17 protein-coding genes are annotated in these 17,354 nt (G+C 67.3%); 4 read left to right on the top strand and 13 right to left on the bottom strand.

Annotated features, from left to right (window positions below):
• Positions 1-109 precede the first annotated feature (109 nt).
• Positions 110-1,153, bottom strand: coding sequence for a DUF2914 domain-containing protein (locus tag VFV19_18630; GenBank protein ID HEX4826323.1), 1,044 nt, complete (start codon positions 1,151-1,153; stop codon positions 110-112).
• Positions 1,154-1,334: 181 nt separating this feature from the next.
• Here VFV19_18630 and VFV19_18625 point away from each other — a divergent pair, with 181 nt between their 5' ends.
• Positions 1,335-2,351, top strand: coding sequence for a hypothetical protein (locus VFV19_18625; protein ID HEX4826322.1), 1,017 nt, complete (start codon positions 1,335-1,337; stop codon positions 2,349-2,351).
• Positions 2,352-2,365: 14 nt separating this feature from the next.
• Here the strand turns inward: VFV19_18625 and VFV19_18620 are convergent, their stop codons facing one another.
• From VFV19_18620 to VFV19_18595, 6 genes are all read right to left on the bottom strand, one after another.
• A complete protein-coding gene (locus VFV19_18620) occupies positions 2,366-3,397 on the bottom strand; it encodes an MBL fold metallo-hydrolase (protein HEX4826321.1) in 1,032 nt (343 codons plus the stop codon).
• Positions 3,397-4,032 (bottom strand): NAD(P)H-dependent oxidoreductase, encoded by a 636-nt coding sequence (locus VFV19_18615; protein HEX4826320.1) that lies wholly within the window; start codon positions 4,030-4,032, stop codon positions 3,397-3,399. Before VFV19_18615 ends, VFV19_18620 begins: the two co-directional genes overlap by 1 nt.
• Positions 4,033-4,168: 136 nt before the next feature.
• Positions 4,169-4,597, bottom strand: a complete 429-nt coding sequence (locus VFV19_18610) for a hypothetical protein (GenBank protein HEX4826319.1) — start codon at positions 4,595-4,597, stop codon at positions 4,169-4,171.
• A gap of 71 nt (positions 4,598-4,668) precedes the next feature.
• On the bottom strand, positions 4,669-5,232 hold the full coding sequence (locus tag VFV19_18605; protein ID HEX4826318.1) for a hypothetical protein: 564 nt from the start codon (positions 5,230-5,232) through the stop codon (positions 4,669-4,671).
• 2 nt (positions 5,233-5,234) lie between these two features.
• The gene (locus VFV19_18600; GenBank protein HEX4826317.1) at positions 5,235-5,777 is read right to left on the bottom strand and encodes a BON domain-containing protein; all 543 of its coding nucleotides are present in this window, start codon (positions 5,775-5,777) and stop codon (positions 5,235-5,237) included.
• 13 nt (positions 5,778-5,790) lie between these two features.
• Positions 5,791-6,048, bottom strand: a complete 258-nt coding sequence (locus tag VFV19_18595) for a GlsB/YeaQ/YmgE family stress response membrane protein (protein ID HEX4826316.1) — start codon at positions 6,046-6,048, stop codon at positions 5,791-5,793.
• Between the two features lie 225 nt (positions 6,049-6,273).
• Here VFV19_18595 and VFV19_18590 point away from each other — a divergent pair, with 225 nt between their 5' ends.
• A complete protein-coding gene (locus VFV19_18590) occupies positions 6,274-7,914 on the top strand; it encodes a DEAD/DEAH box helicase (protein HEX4826315.1) in 1,641 nt (546 codons plus the stop codon).
• On the opposite strand, the gene VFV19_18585 is transcribed toward VFV19_18590, so the two are convergent.
• Both VFV19_18585 and VFV19_18580 read right to left on the bottom strand, forming a co-directional pair.
• A complete protein-coding gene (locus tag VFV19_18585) occupies positions 7,911-9,185 on the bottom strand; it encodes a hypothetical protein (protein HEX4826314.1) in 1,275 nt (424 codons plus the stop codon). The genes VFV19_18590 and VFV19_18585 overlap by 4 nt on opposite strands.
• Entirely contained in the window at positions 9,182-10,021 is an 840-nt protein-coding gene (locus VFV19_18580) for an AraC family transcriptional regulator (protein HEX4826313.1), read from the bottom strand. The genes VFV19_18585 and VFV19_18580 overlap by 4 nt, the downstream gene beginning before the upstream one ends.
• Before the next feature lie 66 nt (positions 10,022-10,087).
• Here VFV19_18580 and VFV19_18575 point away from each other — a divergent pair, with 66 nt between their 5' ends.
• Positions 10,088-11,890: a serine hydrolase domain-containing protein gene (locus VFV19_18575; GenBank protein HEX4826312.1), complete on the top strand. Its 1,803-nt coding sequence runs from the start codon at positions 10,088-10,090 to the stop codon at positions 11,888-11,890.
• On the opposite strand, the gene VFV19_18570 is transcribed toward VFV19_18575, so the two are convergent.
• On the bottom strand, positions 11,831-12,931 hold the full coding sequence (locus VFV19_18570) for a DJ-1/PfpI family protein (GenBank protein HEX4826311.1): 1,101 nt from the start codon (positions 12,929-12,931) through the stop codon (positions 11,831-11,833). The genes VFV19_18575 and VFV19_18570 overlap by 60 nt on opposite strands.
• Positions 12,928-13,938: a GlxA family transcriptional regulator gene (locus tag VFV19_18565; protein ID HEX4826310.1), complete on the bottom strand. Its 1,011-nt coding sequence runs from the start codon at positions 13,936-13,938 to the stop codon at positions 12,928-12,930. The genes VFV19_18570 and VFV19_18565 overlap by 4 nt, the downstream gene beginning before the upstream one ends.
• A gap of 101 nt (positions 13,939-14,039) precedes the next feature.
• On the opposite strand from VFV19_18565, the gene VFV19_18560 reads away from it, so the two are divergent.
• Positions 14,040-14,351, top strand: a complete 312-nt coding sequence (locus VFV19_18560; protein HEX4826309.1) for a cytochrome c — start codon at positions 14,040-14,042, stop codon at positions 14,349-14,351.
• A 3-nt stretch (positions 14,352-14,354) separates the two neighbouring features.
• Here VFV19_18560 and dacB read toward each other — a convergent pair whose 3' ends face one another.
• Entirely contained in the window at positions 14,355-15,920 is a 1,566-nt protein-coding gene (gene dacB / locus VFV19_18555; GenBank protein HEX4826308.1) for a D-alanyl-D-alanine carboxypeptidase/D-alanyl-D-alanine-endopeptidase, read from the bottom strand.
• 17 nt (positions 15,921-15,937) lie between these two features.
• Complete coding sequence (locus VFV19_18550) at positions 15,938-17,335, bottom strand: serine hydrolase domain-containing protein (protein ID HEX4826307.1); 1,398 nt, start codon at positions 17,333-17,335, stop codon at positions 15,938-15,940.
• Positions 17,336-17,354 lie beyond the last annotated feature (19 nt).

Raw genomic sequence — 17,354 nt, 5'->3', positions numbered from 1 at the left:
ATTGAGCGGGATCCTACTACGGACCCCCCTCAGACCCTTCGCGAGAAAGTCGCGCGCCTGAACCCGCAGGATTGTTGCCGCTACGCGGCGCTTTCAGGATCAGGAGCCTTCAGTCGGCTGCCACGCAGGTGAAAGCGGCACTCGCGATCACGTGTCCTTCTGGATCGCGCGCTTCCACGGTCCAATCGCCGGTCGATCCTTCCGGAAGCGGCCGGCGGCTCTGCGTGCGCCAGTGCGCGCCGTTGACGTTGAGCTCCGTGACGGCGACCGACCGGCCGCCGTGCAACCACACATGTCGAATCTTGTCCCCAGGTCGGCCGCCGGTCACGCTCGTCCAGAACGATACGACCGTCCCTTCGCGAAACCGGTCCGCGCGACCCACGAGGTGATGGGCGACGACGTCCGTTCCCACGCCGGAGTCCTCGACCTTCATCGGGCCCGAGCTCGATGACTCCGCCTCGACCGGAGGCGCGGGCAAGCGCTTCGCGGCGCTGGCGACATCGGAGACCCGCGCATTCCGCTCCGCGTGCTTCGGTGCTTCGACGGCGATCGGCTCGGCTGGAGACGCCGGCAAGGGCTTCGCCATGGTGGCGACATCGGAGACATCCTTCGGCGGGGGCGGGGCGGCCGGGGCGGCCACTGCAATTCGCTCTGCGTGCTTCGGCGCGCCGACGGTGGCCGGCGCATTCCGAGCTTGGACAGTGGCCCCAGGAAAGAGGAACGCCCAGACCGCGACCGCTGCGAGGCCGGCTCCGCTCAGGCCCAGCACGATCCACTTGGTCCTCGTTCCGATCCCGCCCGTCTTGACTCCATGAGTCCGGGCGAGCCTCTTGAGGATGGCCTTGGCGTCGTCGTCGAGAACATCGCCCGCGCCGGCGATCCGTCGTTCCCTCGCGTACGCCTTGAGCAGATGCTCGTGATCCAGCCCGAGGTACTCGGCGTAGCTGCGAACGTAGCCGCGCGTGAACACGTCGGCGGGGAGGGCCTTCCAGTCGTGGGCCTCGATGGCTTCCAGATAGGTCGTTCGGATCTTGGTGGCGTCGGCCACCTGCCGGAGCACCTGACCGCGGCGCTCCCGCTCGGCTCGAAGCTGGTCGCCGAGCGGCGTCACGCCGTCACGCCGCGATGGCGAAGTGATGCCCTCGCTTCCCATACGCCCTCTTTTCAAGACGCCTCGCAGCAAGCCACGTGCCCGGGCGGAAACCGTTCTGCGACTCGAAGGAGCTCGCTCATCGAGCAGGCCAAGCACGATCTTGGCTCGCTCGGTTTCGAAATCGTTACGGCGTCGGTCGTATACTCATTGGCTCCGCTTCCGGGGATTCCGTGGAGCTCTCATGCGTCGAACGTTCGCTTCGATCCTCGCGCTGACCGCGGTGCTTTCGGCCCCAGCCGTTCGTGCTCAGGCCGAGCCGGTCAAGCCGTCGTCGGGAACGACCCCGAAGGACAAGCAGAAGACCCAGCTCCTCGCTCTCGTCGACCACACGAGAGCGCTCGCGCGATGGATGCCGAACGAATCGTCCTTCCTCACCGTGCTCGACCGGGTCCAGGACCGCTTGGCTGCGGCGAAGGAGAGCGATCTCGCGCCCTTGGCCGAGTTCGACCCGTACGTCTCCAACCTCACCGAGACGCTGGCGAGGATGGAAAGTCGCGTCAGCACGCTCCAGACACCCGTCGACATCTGCGATCCGTCACGCAAGAGGGATCTGTTCCTGCTGTTCCTCGACGTGCTCGACGTCGACGGCCAGGGACAGGTCCAGGCGAAGATCTGCGAGAAGCTCTCGTCCGAGCAGGGAACGGAAGGAAGCCTCTCGGAGGCGTGCGTCGCGACGAGCCTCGGCCTCCTCGCCGCACGATCGATGCAAGACCTGATCGTCGCCTGCGATCCGTCGCTGACGCACGCGAGCGCCGATGCCGCTCGCTTCGAGAAGCTGAGCGTCGAGCTGGCCGGGGTGCAAGCCGGCGTCCAGGCCAGCGTGAAATCGGTGAAGAGCGAGATGACCCAGGCCATGACCGTGGTTGCGGGCCAGATGATCGACGTGTCGTCGCTGCAGACGAAGCAGCTCGGAGATCTCACCGTCCGCCTCGAGATCGAAAAGGCCTTGCAGCAGGGGACGCCGTACGGTTCGCTCTATCTTCCCGCGGCGAACGGCGGCCGGCTCGAGACCGTGCGGGCCATCGTGGACGAGACGATCGGAAACGTCGTCCGGTCAGGCGAGTCGGCGAATCAGGCGACCGAGAAGCTCGCGGCGGGCGACGACCAGGTCAAGCTAGGCCACTTCAAGCAGGCGTTCCGCTTGTACAGCGATGCGTACAAGGCGGCGGTGGCGCTGCCTTCGAAGCCGCGCCCCTGACGCCAGTCCACACCTCACGTCGCGCGCAGAGCGTAGAGCGATCCGACGACGCTGGGCCCGTAGTGTCCTGGCGCGAATGCCCTTGCGAGTGCCGCCTTCGCACGCCACCCGGTGCAGTGCCCCGGCGCGACGACCCGCGGCTTGATCCGATGGGCGAGATCGTGGACGGTCGCCTCGATCCGCGGCTCCATGCCGGGGCCCGCCAGGTGATAGCCGCCGAGGATGACGTCGATCGGCTCGCCCGGAAACGCGCTCTGCGCTCCGAGCGCTGCGTTGACGACGCCGGCGTGCGAGCACGACGAGAGCACGCTGACGCCGCGACCGCGCACGCGCGCCGCGAGGAAGCGCTCGTCGAGGATCAGGGGATCCGGCACGGCGTGTCCGTCGCGTATCGTGTGGTGTCCGACGAATCCCGCCTCGTACGGCGTCACGCGCATGATCTCGCCGCTGACGAAGAAAAACTCGGCAAGCGCGTGCGCCTCCGCGTGTTTCGCGATGCGCCCACCGGCACGCTCGAGCGCCTCGAACGTCGGCTCCGGGTTGAGCAACACGAGCGTCCCGTTCGGGGTCATGAAGCCGCGCTGCTCGGGCCGGTCTCTGTGAAGATCGATCATCGGCGGCGGGAGCCCTTCTTCGCGGCGCGACCGGGCGATGGCCGCCACCACGTCCGGAAATCCGCCGCTGTGATCCGCGTGCCAGTGCGAGAGGCACACGGCTTCGATGGACGCGAGCCGGACGTCCAGTCGACGCGCGTTCTCCAGCCAGACATCGGCGGAGGGTCCGACGTCGAAGAGGACCGAGCGCTCTTCGGAGCCGCGCCGCCCCGTGACCAGCGCCGAGAAGCCGTGGCAGGCGAGGCACACGTGATCCCATGGCTCGACGCAATCGTGGCCGTCGATGGGCGCGCGATGAGGTAGACGCGCGATCAGCTGTCTGAGCTCGGGGGATTGCGGAACGCCCTGATCCACGCTGGAGAGCGTGTCGCTCTCGTTGTCCACGACGACGAGCAAGTCCAGCGCATCGAGCGCCGAGTCGACCGGGAGCATCAGCTCTGCACCGGATCCACGCGATCGGCGCCGGCGCCCGGAGGCTCACCGAGGAACTCGACCCATGCTCTCTTGATGCACGGGTAGTTCTTGGCGGCCTCGGCGAGCGAGAGGAATGCGTGGAGATTCTTCCCGAAGCGCACGCGCAATGCCTCGTCGGCGATGTCGTCACCCACGAACGCCTTGTGTGCCATCGCGAGCGAGAACATGTCCGGGAAGATGCGCGCACCCAGATGCTCGAGCGGCATCCGCAGCGCCCACAGGCCGCGATTGCCTCCGGCGAGAGATGGCGAGGCGGACATCAGGAGTCCGTGCTTGCCGTCGAACGGCTGCGGCCGAAAGCGCGAAGTCCAATCGATCAAGTTCTTGATCGTGCCGGGCATGGAGGCGTTGTACTCGGGGGACGAGATGATGAAGGCATCGCTCGCGACAAGTCGGTCACGGAGCGCCTTCGCCCCCGCGGGGATCCCGTGCGCCGTGTCGATGTCGCCGTCGTAGAGGGGCACGTCGAAGTCGCGCATCGATGCAAAGTCGACGCTCGCACCGAACTCACGCGCCATGCGCGAGGCCAGCCCGGCCATTTTCCGGTTCAGCGATTCGTCGCGGAGGGCTGCTGCGAATACGAGGAGCCTCAGTGGCTCCGGTGACGATGGGTTCGCGATGATGAGGCCCTCCGCGCGCCCTACTGTGCTCTCGTCAACGGGGGAGAGTCAAACGGTGCCCGAGCGATTGCGGGCCGCGCCTTCGGGCGCGACCCGCAATCGCTCCCGCTTACCTCTTCTCGATCTTGAAGTCCGAGAAGTCGATCCCGACGTCCATGCCTTCGCCGGCACCGGAGAGAGCGATCGAGACGGTACCCTTGGTCATCACGGCCACCTGTCCGGCCTTGACGACGCCGGCATGGGCCGAGCCCATCGCGTACGAGCCGTAGATGTCGTTCATCGAGTGAACGCCCGAGATCTCGGCCTTGCCGTTGTAGATCTCGGTCTTGCCGAATGTGACGCCACCGCCCTTCACGCTGATCGCCACTTGCGCGGTCTCGCCGTTGCTGCAGGTGATGGAGCCCTCTCCCTTGGCCGTCTTGTACATCGCCGACCAGCCCTTGAGGGAGTACGTCATGTCGCAGTCCTTCTTCGGTGCATCGGCCGACCAGGCGGCCGGGGCAAGGACGAAGAGGAACGAGGCCGTCGTTGCCGTCATGATGGATCGAATGAGATTTCGATTCATGGTTGGGACCCTTCCTTTCTTGGATAAATGAGCGGGACGAAGACTCAAGCCTTGAACGGCGCCTTGACCACGACCTTGACGCCGGAGATCGTCTGGGTCAGCGCGTGACGGACGGTGGCCACGGCGGCCGAGCCGACCCTATCGGCCGCCTTCAGCGCTCCATCCGCTGCGGCCGAGGCGGCTTGCTCCGCGCTCACGCCGATGCCCTTGGCGGAATGAATGGCGCCTTCCACCAGTCCGGTCGCCGCGAGCTCGAGCGCGCCGCCCGCGGCGGCGGTGTGATGGATCACCGCCTCGGCCGTGTGGCCGATGGTGTCCATAGCTTCGGTGCCGACGTGCTTGGTGCCGCGCAGCACGCCGACCATCGTTCCCTTCGCGGCTTCGCCCATGTGGGCGCCGATTTCGGACGCCCCTTGGATCGCGCCTCCGGCGACGTGGCCGATGGCCGTCGTCGCCGAATGGCCCACACGGCCTGCATCCGTGAGCGCCGTGGAAAGCGCGCCGCTGACGGAGTCGATCGTCGCCTTGGCGACGTCACCGGTCCCCTTGACGGTTCCCATGACGCCGTTCTTCACCGACTCGACCAGTCCTGTCTCTTTCGTCGTCATGACTAGGCTCCTTTGATCGTCAGGTTCGCCTGGACATCCTTGACGCCCTTCGTCTCGCGCGTCAGCTTGATCGCCTGATCCTTCTCCTTCTCGCTGCCGACGCTTCCCGTGAGGAAAACGACGCCGTCGCGCGTGTCGACGTCGATCTTGTGCGCCTTGACCAGCGGGTCGTCCATGAGGCGGGTCTTCACGCGGATCGTCGTTCCGGCGTCGTCGATCGTGACGCCGATCGTACGATCGGGCTCGGGGGCTTCGCCGCGGGTCGACGCCGTCCTGACCTCGATCATGTCCCTGACCTCGACGACGCCCTTGGTTTCCCGCGCAAGCGCGAGCGCGCGCGCCTTCGCATCGGCGCTGTCGATGTTCCCCGTGAGTGTGACGACGCCGTTTTCGGTCGTGACCACGATCTTGGAGTCTCGAACGGTGTCGTCCACGGCGATCTTGGTCTTGACCTTCGTCGTGATGCCCACGTCCGTGTGAGCGCACGCCGCGGTCAGAAGGACTGCCGCGATTGGCGCGAGCCATGACACTTTTCGATGGGTCATCGCGTTCCTCCTCTCAAACTTTCCTGAGCAGCCGCACGAGTGCCACGACCACGACCGCTCCGAGAATGGCGACGAGAATGGCGGGGATGAGTCCCCCGGAAGTCGTGAATCCGAGGGATCGCATGAGCATCCCTCCGACGACCGCTCCGATGATGCCGAGGCCGATGTCCATGAGCACGCCGTACCCGGCACCTCTCATGATCTTCCCGGTCGCCCAGCCGGCCATCAGTCCAACAACGATCCACCACACGACGTACATCGGACCCTCCATTCAGGGAGTGATCGCATTCCCGCTGAAGCGCGCCGGTGTGTCGGTCCGGCGACTCGGGAAATCGATCGTCGTGCATCGGATGTTGCGATGCGCGTGCCGACGACCGGAATTTGAATTTTTCCGGGACTCGTCCACGAAAGCTCAAGCAAACTGCGCCTGGTTCGGCGCAAGCGAGACGAAGAGCCGCGGTGTTGTAGCGTGTAAGTCCTACATCGAAAGGTCCACATGAACTCAGACGACGACGTCACTCCACCGCGGTTCGAGGCTCTCGGCCTCTCGGGTCCGCTTCTTCGCGCGCTTCAGGAGATCGGGTACGAAGCGCCGACCTCGATCCAGGCGTCGGCCATCCCTCCGCTCCTCGCGGGAAACGATCTGCTGGGTCAGGCGCAGACCGGCACCGGCAAGACCGCTGCCTTCGCTCTTCCTCTGTTGAGCCGGCTGGATCTGTCGCTCGCCTCTCCGCAGGTCCTCGTGCTCACGCCCACGCGCGAGCTCGCGATCCAGGTCGCCGAAGCGATGCAAACCTACGCGCGCCACCTTTCGGGCTTTCACGTCCTGCCGATCTACGGTGGCCAGAGCATGGAGACGCAGATCCGGCATCTCGCGCGCGGTGTGCACGCGGTGGCAGGAACGCCCGGACGCATCCTCGACCACCTGCGCCGTGGCACGCTCAAGCTGGATCGCCTCTCGGCCGCGGTGCTCGACGAAGCCGACGAGATGCTGCGCATGGGCTTCATCGACGACGTGACGACGATCCTCGAGCAGGCCCCCTCCACGCGTCAGATCGCGCTCTTCTCCGCGACGATGCCTCCCTCGATTCGCAAGGTCGCGGAGAAGTACCTGCGGGAGCCCGTGGTCGTCCGCATCGCCACCCGGACCACGACCGTGGCGACCGTGACCCAGCGCTACTGGGAGGTGACGGGGGTCCACAAGCTGACGGCGCTGACCCGGATCCTCGACGCGGAAGACATCGACGCCATGCTGATCTTCGTGCGCACGAAGAACGCCACCGTCGAGCTCTCGGAGAAGCTCGAAGCGCGCGGCTTCCCCTGTGCGCCACTGAACGGCGACATGGCGCAGTCGCTGCGCGAGCGCACCGTGGAGCGGCTCAAGCAGGGCGCCCTCGACATCGTCGTGGCCACGGACATCGCGGCGCGCGGCCTGCACGTCGAGCGCATCAGCCACGTCGTGAACTACGACGTGCCGCAGGACCCGGAAGCCTACGTGCACCGGATCGGACGTACGGCGCGCGCCGGAAAGGAAGGGCAGGCGATCCTGTTCGTGTCGCCCCGCGAGCGTTTCCTTCTGCACGCCATTGAACGAGCGACCGGTCAGAAGATCGCCGCGCTACGTCTTCCGACGCCGAAGGACATCGCCGATCGCCGGATCGCGCAGTTCAAGGCGGGAATCTCGTCGATCCTCGCGTCGGAGGATCTCGACCTCTACGCCCGTGTGATCGACGAGTACCGCGAAGAGCAGGGCATCGAGTGGCGCGACGTCGCCGTCGCGCTCACGTACCTGGCGCAGCGCCAGCGGCCGTTCGTTCCCGCGCGGCCGAAGGAAGAAGAGCCTCAGGCCGTGAGCGCCCCCGTCGAGAAGGCGAAACCGGCCAAGCCGCGTGCGCCGCGGCCCGGGAGACTTCTCTACCGCCTCGAAGTCGGGCGTGAGCACGGCATCTCGCCCAAGCTGCTCGTGGACATCATCGTTACCGAGACCGGGGTCGAGCGCCGTCACATCGGCGACATCACGATCCACCGGACCGACACCACGATCGAGTTGCCGGCGATTCCCCGTGATCTGCTGCGTCACCTGAAGAAGGTGCGCGTGAAGGGGCGTCCGCTGCGCATCGCGCTCGCGAACGCCTAGTGGTTCGAGGTGGACTGGGCGCCGTGAATCATCGCGGCGGCGAAGGCGGCTTCGACGTCCCGTGCCATCTCCGGCGACACCTCGTGCGCGACGCCGGGATACATCTTGAACGTCGCCCGGAGCTTCGCCGCCTCGTAGAGGCTGCGCGCCTCATCCCAGCGCGCGACCGGCGTCTTCCCGAACGCCTTCATGACGAGGGCCTCGTCGTCGGCCGTGAAGCTGTCGCGGAAGGGGACCGAGTCGTTCGCGTCCTGGTCGCCCATGAATAGGAACAAGCTGACCTTGCGCAGTGCTCCGAGATCGACCTTGGCGCCGGTCAAGTCCGCCACGTCGGCGATGCCGACCGGATAGGTCCACGCGGTGCTCGGCGCGATCGGCCAACCGCCCGGAGAGCCGATCGCCGCGGCGAGCACGCGCTCGGGGTGGAGCATCGCAAACCGGCCGGTGAAGCTTCCCGAGGCCGAGAAGCCGCTCATCAGCACCCGGGGTCCGATCTTCTTGCCGAGGAGCGATCGCGCATGATCGATCATCGCGATGAGCTGGAGATCGACGCGCGCGACCGAAGGCGTCTTCGTCGTGAGCGCATCGCGCGAAAGGGCGTGCGTGTAAACCTCCGGCGTTCGCGGGAACATCGGCACGAGCACGGCCACGCCGAGGCGGTCGGCCATGGCGACGGCCCCCGCCAGCTCGCATGTGGCCGATGCGCGCAGGAGCTCGAGGTCCTCGGAGAGGAAGCCGGTGTTGTTGGGAATGACGAGCAGCGTCGTCGCGTCCGCCGATCGCGGTGCCAGGAGCAGGTAGGGCCACGAGAATCCCGATGCCGGAGCGTGCTCGGAGAGCCGGGACGCATCGACCTGGCAGCGCCCGACGACCGAGCCCTTGACGCCGATGAGACCGTGGCCCGCGGCGCCGCCGACCTCGATGACGTATTTCCCGGGCGCCAGCGCGCGCACGAAGCGCTGCTCGCCGCTCCGGCCCTTCCAACCGGCGATTGCCTCGCCGCCGGGTCCGGTCATGCGCACGGAGACCTCGCCCTCCGGAGCGGCGAACCACAAGACGACGGTGGTGGTCTCATCGCCGTGGGACGGCGCCACGAGCAGCTCGACCGACCGGGGCGACGAAGAAAACGTCATGCGCTGGGTGAGGTTGAAGCCTTCCTTGACCAGCAGATCGTTGCGCGTGTCGGCTTCGGCCGCGAGCGCGTCGTCGGCCCGCACCGGTCCGGCGTAGGCCAGAAGGACGGCCACGAGGATCGGAAGGAGTCGCCTCACGCTCGAGACTCTCGGCGTGTGCCGCTGGGAGTCCGGCCGTAGGCGGCACGGAAGCTTGCCGTGAAATGAGCGTGGCTCGCGAAGCCGCAGCGGAGGGCGAGAGCGGTGAGGTCGTGGCAGCCGTCTTCGATCTCATCGAGAGCGGCGCGCAAACGAAGCGAGACGATGTGCTGATGAATGCTCCCTCCCGTGAGCGCGGCGAAGGCCCGACAGAGCGCGAAGGACGATCCGCCGACGACCGAGGCGACGTCGGTGAGACTGAGCTTGCGGCGGAAGGTCTCGGCGAGGAACGCGCGCGCGGCCGCGACGCGCTGGGTCATCCGGCCGGACGGCCGGCGCCGGTCGAGGTGCGATCGCGAGGCACCTTCGTGTGCGCACAGAGCGTGAGCGATCACCTCGTGAAGGGCTTCCTCCACTCCCAAGGGGTCCGCCCGCGGGCCGTCGCCGAGTCGTTTCGCGAGCCGCCGTCGCATGAGGTCGGCCGCAAAGCTCGAGGCGGACGTCGATCGCCGGAACGGCAGCTCGGGGTCCACTTCCATTGCGTTCGTTTCCCACCAGCCGGCGCCGATCTGAATCCACAACCCTGCGTTGTCCGCGCCGAGCGGATGCTCGATGCGGAAGCGCTCTCCGGGATTGAAGTAGGCGATCGCATTGCGATCGACGCACTCGGGTTCCCGCGACCGGTGCTTCACGAAGCTCCCGTGCTCGAGCAGCTCGATGATCGCCATCGGCGCTTCCGCGCTCGACGTCGAGGGGTGCTCGTCGCGGTGCCAGTGCGTCGCGACGACCTGGAGCTCGTCGAGCTCGAACAAGACGCGGGTCCCGAGGCGAGCCATCCGTGTTCTCCAACGAGCACGATTTCGACAGCGGAGCGCCGGCGGCCCCGCCTATCCTTTCTGCCGATGGCCGCCGATCGCGTCCGATTCTACCGAATCAGCCTCGTGATGCTGCTTGGCGTGGCCTGTTCGAGCGCGAGACCCAGGCCGCGCGTGGAGCCGGGGGGCGGCGCGCTCCACGAGTATCTCGATCGGCTCGCACGGCTGGGCGCCTTTAGTGGTAGCGCGCTCGTGGCGCGCGGCGACACCGTGCTCCTGGACGGCGGTTACGGCCTCGCGGATCGGCGGCGCGGGATCCCCGTGACGCGCGCGACGGTGTTCGACATCGGATCGGTCGCCAAGCAGTTCGCTGCGGCCGCCGTCCTGCGGCTCGAGATCGACGGACACATGCGCACCGACGATCCGCTGGAGCGTTACTTCCCGGACGCTCCACCGGACAAGCGAGCGATCACGATCGACGAGCTTCTGACGCACACCTCGGGATTGCCCGGAGACTTGGAGACCGGTGACGCGCGCGTGACGGCCCCGGACGATCCCAAGCTGGCGGCCCGGCTCCTCGCCCTCCCGCTCGAGTCGGCTCCGGGGACGACCTTTCGCTACTCGAATGCCGGATACGCGCTCGTCCGTCTTGCGATCGAGCGGGTGACGCACGAGCCCTACGAGCGCTACGTCACCGATCATCTCCTGAGACCGGCAGGCGTGATGCGGACCGGATGGCACGGTGACCGGGCGCTCTGGGCGCCGGACCAGGTAGCCCGGGGAGCGTGGGGACTGTACGACTCGGGATCGCCGCGGGATTGGCCCCTCCGTGGGGCGACGCTCGGAGCGGGCGAGATGGTCTCGTCGCCGGAAGAGCTGTTTCGCTGGCTGCGGGCGCTCGACGCCGGACGGGTGCTTCCCGAGGACGCGCAGCGGAAGCTCTTCACCCCTCGCGCTCGCTGGGACGGGGCCGGCGCCGAGGGGCGAGGCCCGGATGCGCATTACGCGTACGGATGGGAGGTGCGGACGAGAGCGGATGGAACGGTCGGCCTCATCTTTCACAACGGAACGTACGACAACTTTCGGACCACGGTGAGGCGCTACCCGAAAGACGACGCGGTCGTGATCGTCGCGACGAACGCCCGGCAGCAGGACTCGGGCGACCGCGCGGACGAAGTGGGGAACGCGTTGCGCAACTTGATGCTCGGCAAGGAGGTCGCCATGGCGCCTCCGACGATCGATCTTCCCTCCCGCGCGCTCGCCTCGTTCGCAGGGACCTACGAGGCCGTCCCCGGCGCCGGTTTCCATCTCTGGGTCACACCGCCGAACCGGCTCTGGCTCGCCCCCCATGGGCAAAGAGCGTTCGACGCCATCTGGCGGCCGGACCGCGAGCGGGCGACGCTCCAGGAGTCCGTCGCGCGTCGCACGCTCGAAACCATCGACACGCTGCGTTCCACGCCCTGCGTCGCGACCCGCTCGGGATGGAGCGGGATGTTCTGCGACTTGATCGACAGCCTCGGTCCGTTCGAGCGTGCCGCGCTCGAAGGCGTTGCGCCTTTGACCTGGTCCAAGGACTCGTCGATGAGCTACACCGTGTTGCACTTCGCGCGTGGTCAGATCGCGGTCACGTGGGAGTGGCGCGGCGAGGAGCTCGTTCAAACGATGTCTTCCGACGACGTTCCCGAGCCTCAGAGCGTTCCGCTCGCGGCGACGGCTCCGGCGGAGCTCATCATGTACGACTGGTTCACGGACCGTACCCTGCCGGTCCACTCCGGGCGAGACGCCATCGTGGTCGGCGACGGCCCGGAGCGGCTGCGTGCAGAGCGCGCTTCAACCCTCTCGGACGATCGTCAGCTTGACGGAGTATTTCCCCGCGGCGCCGGGCAGTGACTCGACGAGCAGCGTGCCGCCCCAGGGCTTTCCGTCGCGCCCCGTGAATTTCCAGCGGCTCGTGCTCCCGGGAACGCTCGTCCACTTCCCTTCCTTGGTGCAGACCTTCCCGAAGTGATCCGATAGCTCGGCGGCGCTGAGGCGCGAGGTCCCCTTGGCGACGACCTCCCAGCGATCGGTCCCGCCCTGCGTGCTGACGATCTCCCAGTCGCCCGTTCCGTCCAGCGACGCGTCGATCCAGGTTTCGATCTGCGTGTCGGCGAGCGTGCCGCGGGCGAGGCCGCCGTCGGCGCGCCAGTCGTACTCCTCTCCGAGCGCGACCTGCTGCGCCTGGCCTTTGCCGAGCGTGAGCGCGACGACGTGGAGCGCGCCGTCGATGCCCGCGGTGAGTCCACCGGTGGTGATGATCTTGCCGTTGTCCACGAAGCGCTGGTCGTCCACGACCTTCGTCTTGGGATACTCGGCGGCGAGCCTGGAGACGTTCCCGTGCGTCGTCGTCGCGGTGAGGCCGTCCAGCAGGCCGGCCTTCGCAAGGATGAACGCGCCGTTGCACACCGACATCGTGTGCTGCGTCTTCGCGGTCGTCTCCTTGACCCACTTCAGGGTCGCGGCGTTCCCCAGCGTGCCGGCGACGCCGCCACCGGGAACGACCAGGATCTCGGGCAAGGGCGCATCCGCGAACGTGTACTTCGGGACCACCGTCATCCCCGCGACCGTGGTGATCGGGTCCTTCGTCTCGGCGACCGTATAAACGTCGAATCCCGCCCCTTGGAAGATCTCGTACGGGCCGGTGTAGTCGATGATCTGGACGCCGTTGAAGATCAAGATGCCGACCTTCTTCTTGGCGGCGGCCTGCGCCTTGGCTTCGTCCTGGTCGATGAGCGCCATGCCGCACTTGGGGCACGACCCCGGCTTGTCCGAGACCTCGGCATCGCACGGCAGGCCGCACGGAGGACAGACGTAGTGCTTGGGCTTCGCCGTCTCCCCGTGAGAGAGCGCGGCGGCGAGAACGACGGACGCGAGAACGATCGTGATTCTCATGCGAGCCTCCGCTTTCCGTGACGGTTGAACCGCTCCCGATAATGGCCGGGGGGAACGCCGACGACGCGCAGGAACGCCCTCCGCATCGCCTCCGGGGTGGAGAGACCGCTCATCGCGCAGATCGTCTCCAGGTCATCCGACGTCTCCTCGAGGAGCCGCCGCGCCGTCTCGACGCGCACGGAGTTGACGTAGCGGGCCGGCGTCGTTCCGACCTCGCGCGTGAAGACCCTCGCGAAGTTGCGGGGGCTCATCGCGACGCGGCGCGCGAGCCTCTCCACCGAGAGATCCCCGCCGGGGTGCTCGAGGACAAACGTCTGGAGATCGCGAATCGGCTCGCGCTCCGCCTGCTGCACCGAAAGCTGCGCGCTGAACTGAGCTTGGCCTCCAGGACGCCGGAGGAACATGACGAGCGCGCGCGCGACCGCGAGCGCCGTTTCGCGCCCTTGATCTTCTTCCACCAAGGCCAAGGCGAGGTCCATGCCGGCCGTCACACCGGCGGACGTGTAGACCGCGCCGTCCTGCACGAAGATCGTGTCCGACTCGACGCGTACACCCGGATACGAGCGCGCCAGCTCCTCGCAGGACCCCCAGTGCGTCGTCGCGCGCCGGCCCTTCAACAACCCGGCTTCGGCGAGGAAGAACGCTCCCGTGCAGACCGAGGCCAGGCGTCTCACCGAACGAGCCTGGCGGCGGATGAAGCGCAGCAGCTCGGGATTTGAGCGGTAACGCTCCGTTCCCATTCCTCCTGCGATCATCAGTGTGTCGACGCCGCGACCCACCTCGGAGACCGAGCGGTCGGCGTAGAAACGCAAGCCCGACGACGCTCGAAGCGGTCCTCGCGTCAGGCCGACGATCTCGACGCCGTAGGCGTCGTCCGCTCGCCGGCCGTTGTCCTTGAGCCAGCGCGAGGTCCGCGAGAAGACCTCGAGCGGGCCCATGACGTCCAGCATCTGGACGCCGGGATAAGCCAGCATCGCGACACGCAGCGTCCCTCGTTTCTCCGGCATGGAAAGAGGATGACCCCGTGCGGGGGCGGTGACAATGACAATGTTCCCACCTTTCCTGCCAACGGTTATATGCTCAGCACCCATTCCAAGGGAGACACACCATGCGCCCTCGTCTTGCACTCGTCGCCGCCTCGATCCTGATCGCCGCGCCTCTCGCGATGGCCGCGGACGCTCCCGCCCCGGACGGGAAGGCTCTCTACGAGAAGAAGTGCGCCATGTGCCACGGCGCGAACGGCGTCGCGAAGCCGGCGGGGAAAGGATCGGCGAACTTCAACGATCCGGCCTGGGAGGGAAAGGTCGCGGACGCCGACATCGAGAGCGCGATCACGAAGGGCAAGGGCAAGATGAAGGCGATCAAGATGTCGGCGCAGGACGCGCACGCGATCGTCGCCCACGTGAGGACGCTGAAGTAGCGCTCACGGCACCTCTTCGAACACCGCCTCCGCCGCCTCCGCCAAGGCGCCGCCGACCGCCTGCGCCGCGGCGATGTCCGACCCGATCGGTGCGTTGTTGATGAACGCCGCGAACGCGAGCTTCTTCCCGCTCCGCGTGGTGATGTACCCGGCGAGGCCCTTGCCGGCGAGAAGCGAGCTGCGGTTCAGCGCGTCATAGAGCCTGGCGGTGCCGGTCTTCGCCGCGACGTGGCCGGCGGCGGGTGAATCTTTCATCTCGGTCGACAGGGTGCCGTCGCGTCCGAGGACGGGGAGCGCTTGCGCGAACACGGTGGAGGATCGTGACCGCGCCATGAAGGCCAGATAGCGGCACATGAAATCGGGCGTGAACGCGGCACCCGGCCCGCCCGCGCCGTCTGCCTGCGAGGCGGAAGACAGGTCGAGGCCGGCCTTCACGAGAAACTCCCGCTCGACGTCGAAGCCCGCTTGGTAGAGGTCCTCGCTCTTCGGCCGCAGCGTGGCACCCACGATGTAAGGCGTCATCGAGGCGTGGAGGTTCTGGCTCACCTTCAGCGTGACCTTGATCTCCTCCGCGAGCGGCAGGGAGCGGTGCTCGGCGACCGCACGGTCGGCGGTGTACGCATCCGGGGTGGCCGGCACAGACGCCGCGTCGATCGAGACCCCCAGCTCTTCCAGCGCTGAAGCGAGCACGTCCTGCGCGAAGCGGCTCGGTTGCGGGACTTTGTAGGCGAGGAGCTTGGCGTCCGCTCCTGCCGGAACGCTTCCCGCCACCGTGACCGTGCGGATGCCGTCGTCGCCGGCGACGTCCGCGGTGAAGCCGATGTCGCTCTTCGAGTCCGACGCGCCGGTCGTCACCTGGTTCGTGAAGCGGACGTACCGGCTCGCGGGAGACGCCTTCAGGACGGCCGGTGCGCCCGCAGCGCCGCCGGACTCGAGCGTGACGTCCACGATGTTGTCGTTCACGACGACGGGAGAGATCACCGCACCGGTGCCGGCTTCCGCCTCACCCTCGGGGAAGAGGCCGACATCGACGAGCACGTTGCCGCGGATGCGCTTCACGCCCTTCGCGACGACCTGTCGCGCAAGGTCGCGAACGACGGCCAGCGGATCGCCCGCGACCACGCGCGCAGCCGGCACGACTCCGGCATACGAGTGGTCGAAGTTCTCGTACGCCAGCGTGCCGTCGGGGCGAATCCTTCCCGAGATGTTGGGATCGCCGCTGGCGACCCAGACGAGGTTCCCGTCGAGCGTCCCGTCGGCGCCGATCGGGCCGGTCCGATAGAGCCTCGTCACGAAACGGTGGTCCGGCCCGAGAAGCTCGAGGGCCGCTCCCTCCGTGAGCAGCTTGGTGGTCGATCCCGGCGTGAACAGCTTGTCGGCGTTGATGGCCAGGAGGACCTTGCCGGTGTCGATCGCAAGCACCTCCATGCCGAACGTGGCGTGCGCGAGGGCCGGCCGGTCCGTGATGCGTTGCAGGCGTTTGGACAGCGGCGACGCCGCCTGAGCCTGCAGGAGTGACCACGGGAGGACCAACGCGAGCGCGATCGTGACGCGGTTCAGAGGAGTCATGGCGGGAGCATACCGAACTACTCGAGCGGTATGCGGGCGTCGAGCCAATCTCCGATGCGCGATGCCGAAGGGCCGTCGAGGTTGCAAAGCACGATCACCGACTGGCCCGACTCCGGGTACACGCGAAGGATCGCGTTCATTCCCGGCGCGCCGCCGCCGTGGCCGTAGGTGCGCGCATCGTCCGAACGCCAAAGCTGGAAGCCGTAGCCGTAGTCGCCGGTCGTGAACTGCGGGCGCGTGGCCTCGGCGAGCGTCGCGGCCTTCAGGAGCTTGTTCGACATCAGCGCGTCGGCGAACTTCATCAGATCGGCCGCCGTCGTGGTGCCGCCGCCGGCTGAAGTTCCCCGCCAGGGCAGCGTCGGTTCGTTCCCGACCATGTCGTACCGGTCTCTCATGTAGCCCTTGCTCCGGTTGGCGACCTTCACGCTTTCCGGCTCGGACCCCGAGTGGGTCATGCCCGCGGGCTTGTAGATGTTCTCGGCGACGTAGTCGTAGTACGACTTCCCGGTGACCTTCTCGATCATCACGCCGAGCAGCAGGAAGCCATAGTTGGAGTAGTCCCACCTGGTGCCGGGCTCGAATTCGAGGTCGCGCGCACCGTAGAGCTTCACGTAGTCCTGAAGCGTCTTGAGCTCGAGCCGATGCGCGTCGAACTCGGGGCCGAAGATGTCGCCCGTGCCGCCGGTGTGCGACAACAGATGGCGGACCTTCACCTTCGACGCCACGCCGGCGTTCGGATAGTCGGGCAGGATCTTCCCGATCGTATCGTCAAGCGAGAGCTTGCCGCGCTCGACGAGCTGAAGGGTCGCGACCGCCGTGAACATCTTGTTCATCGAGCCGATGCGGAACCGCGTGTCGAGCGTGTTGTCGATCCCACGTTCGCGATCCGCCTTGCCCGCGGCGCCCGACGTGATCACTTTGCCTTTCCGGGCCCACAACCAGACGCCCGAGAACTTTCCGTCGGATGCGGCCTCGTCGATCTCGGCTTTCCACGCCGCGACCGCCGCCTGCTGGGTGAGCCGCCCGGGAACCGGCGCGCCGGCGGGAGGGGGGATCAGCACCAGCTTGAAGCTCGTGATGACCGCCGGTTCGCCGTCGCTCACGGTCACCGTCGCGCGGTCGTATCTGCCGTTGCCTTCGCGTTCGTGGACCACGGCTTGAATGGTCAGCGGCTGCGAGGATTCGATCGCATAGAGATCGAGCCCGCCGGTGTTCCACCGGAGATCGAGCATGCGATCGAGAGCGTCGGGACGGTCCGGCCGGTGCGCCTTGATGAACGGCTCGAGCTTGTCCTTGGCACCGGAATTCATCGCTTCGAGATAACCGGCGAAGACCTTCCCGGCCGGAGTGGACGGAATCTCCGGGGGAGCCGCCGCCGCGGGCAGGCCCAGCGAGAGGAACGCAGCGAGGATCACGCGCATAGGAAGGTATGCG

The sequence above is a fragment of the Candidatus Polarisedimenticolaceae bacterium genome (assembly GCA_036275915.1).
In the GTDB taxonomy this organism is placed as follows: Bacteria; Acidobacteriota; Polarisedimenticolia; order Polarisedimenticolales; family DASRJG01; genus DASRJG01.
The sequence above is the reverse complement of the archived record's forward strand: the minus strand, read 5'-3'. Positions and strand labels throughout refer to the sequence as shown.

What these genes read in the sequence shown, in the direction of transcription:
- VFV19_18600 (HEX4826317.1), bottom strand. Translation starts at nt 5,777, where the DNA reads ATGACCCATCGAAAAGTGTCATGGCTCGCGCCAATCGCGGCAGTCCTT.
- VFV19_18605 (HEX4826318.1), bottom strand. Translation starts at nt 5,232, where the DNA reads ATGACGACGAAAGAGACAGGACTGGTCGAGTCGGTGAAGAACGGCGTC.
- VFV19_18595 (HEX4826316.1), bottom strand. Translation starts at nt 6,048, where the DNA reads ATGGAGGGTCCGATGTACGTCGTGTGGTGGATCGTTGTTGGACTGATG.
- VFV19_18630 (HEX4826323.1), bottom strand. Translation starts at nt 1,153, where the DNA reads ATGGGAAGCGAGGGCATCACTTCGCCATCGCGGCGTGACGGCGTGACG.
- VFV19_18565 (HEX4826310.1), bottom strand. Translation starts at nt 13,938, where the DNA reads ATGCCGGAGAAACGAGGGACGCTGCGTGTCGCGATGCTGGCTTATCCC.
- VFV19_18590 (HEX4826315.1), top strand. Translation starts at nt 6,274, where the DNA reads ATGAACTCAGACGACGACGTCACTCCACCGCGGTTCGAGGCTCTCGGC.
- VFV19_18570 (HEX4826311.1), bottom strand. Translation starts at nt 12,931, where the DNA reads ATGAGAATCACGATCGTTCTCGCGTCCGTCGTTCTCGCCGCCGCGCTC.
- VFV19_18560 (HEX4826309.1), top strand. Translation starts at nt 14,040, where the DNA reads ATGCGCCCTCGTCTTGCACTCGTCGCCGCCTCGATCCTGATCGCCGCG.
- VFV19_18620 (HEX4826321.1), bottom strand. Translation starts at nt 3,397, where the DNA reads ATGCTCCCGGTCGACTCGGCGCTCGATGCGCTGGACTTGCTCGTCGTC.
- VFV19_18580 (HEX4826313.1), bottom strand. Translation starts at nt 10,021, where the DNA reads ATGGCTCGCCTCGGGACCCGCGTCTTGTTCGAGCTCGACGAGCTCCAG.
- VFV19_18610 (HEX4826319.1), bottom strand. Translation starts at nt 4,597, where the DNA reads ATGACGGCAACGACGGCCTCGTTCCTCTTCGTCCTTGCCCCGGCCGCC.
- dacB (HEX4826308.1), bottom strand. Translation starts at nt 15,920, where the DNA reads ATGACTCCTCTGAACCGCGTCACGATCGCGCTCGCGTTGGTCCTCCCG.
- VFV19_18575 (HEX4826312.1), top strand. Translation starts at nt 10,088, where the DNA reads ATGGCCGCCGATCGCGTCCGATTCTACCGAATCAGCCTCGTGATGCTG.
- VFV19_18625 (HEX4826322.1), top strand. Translation starts at nt 1,335, where the DNA reads ATGCGTCGAACGTTCGCTTCGATCCTCGCGCTGACCGCGGTGCTTTCG.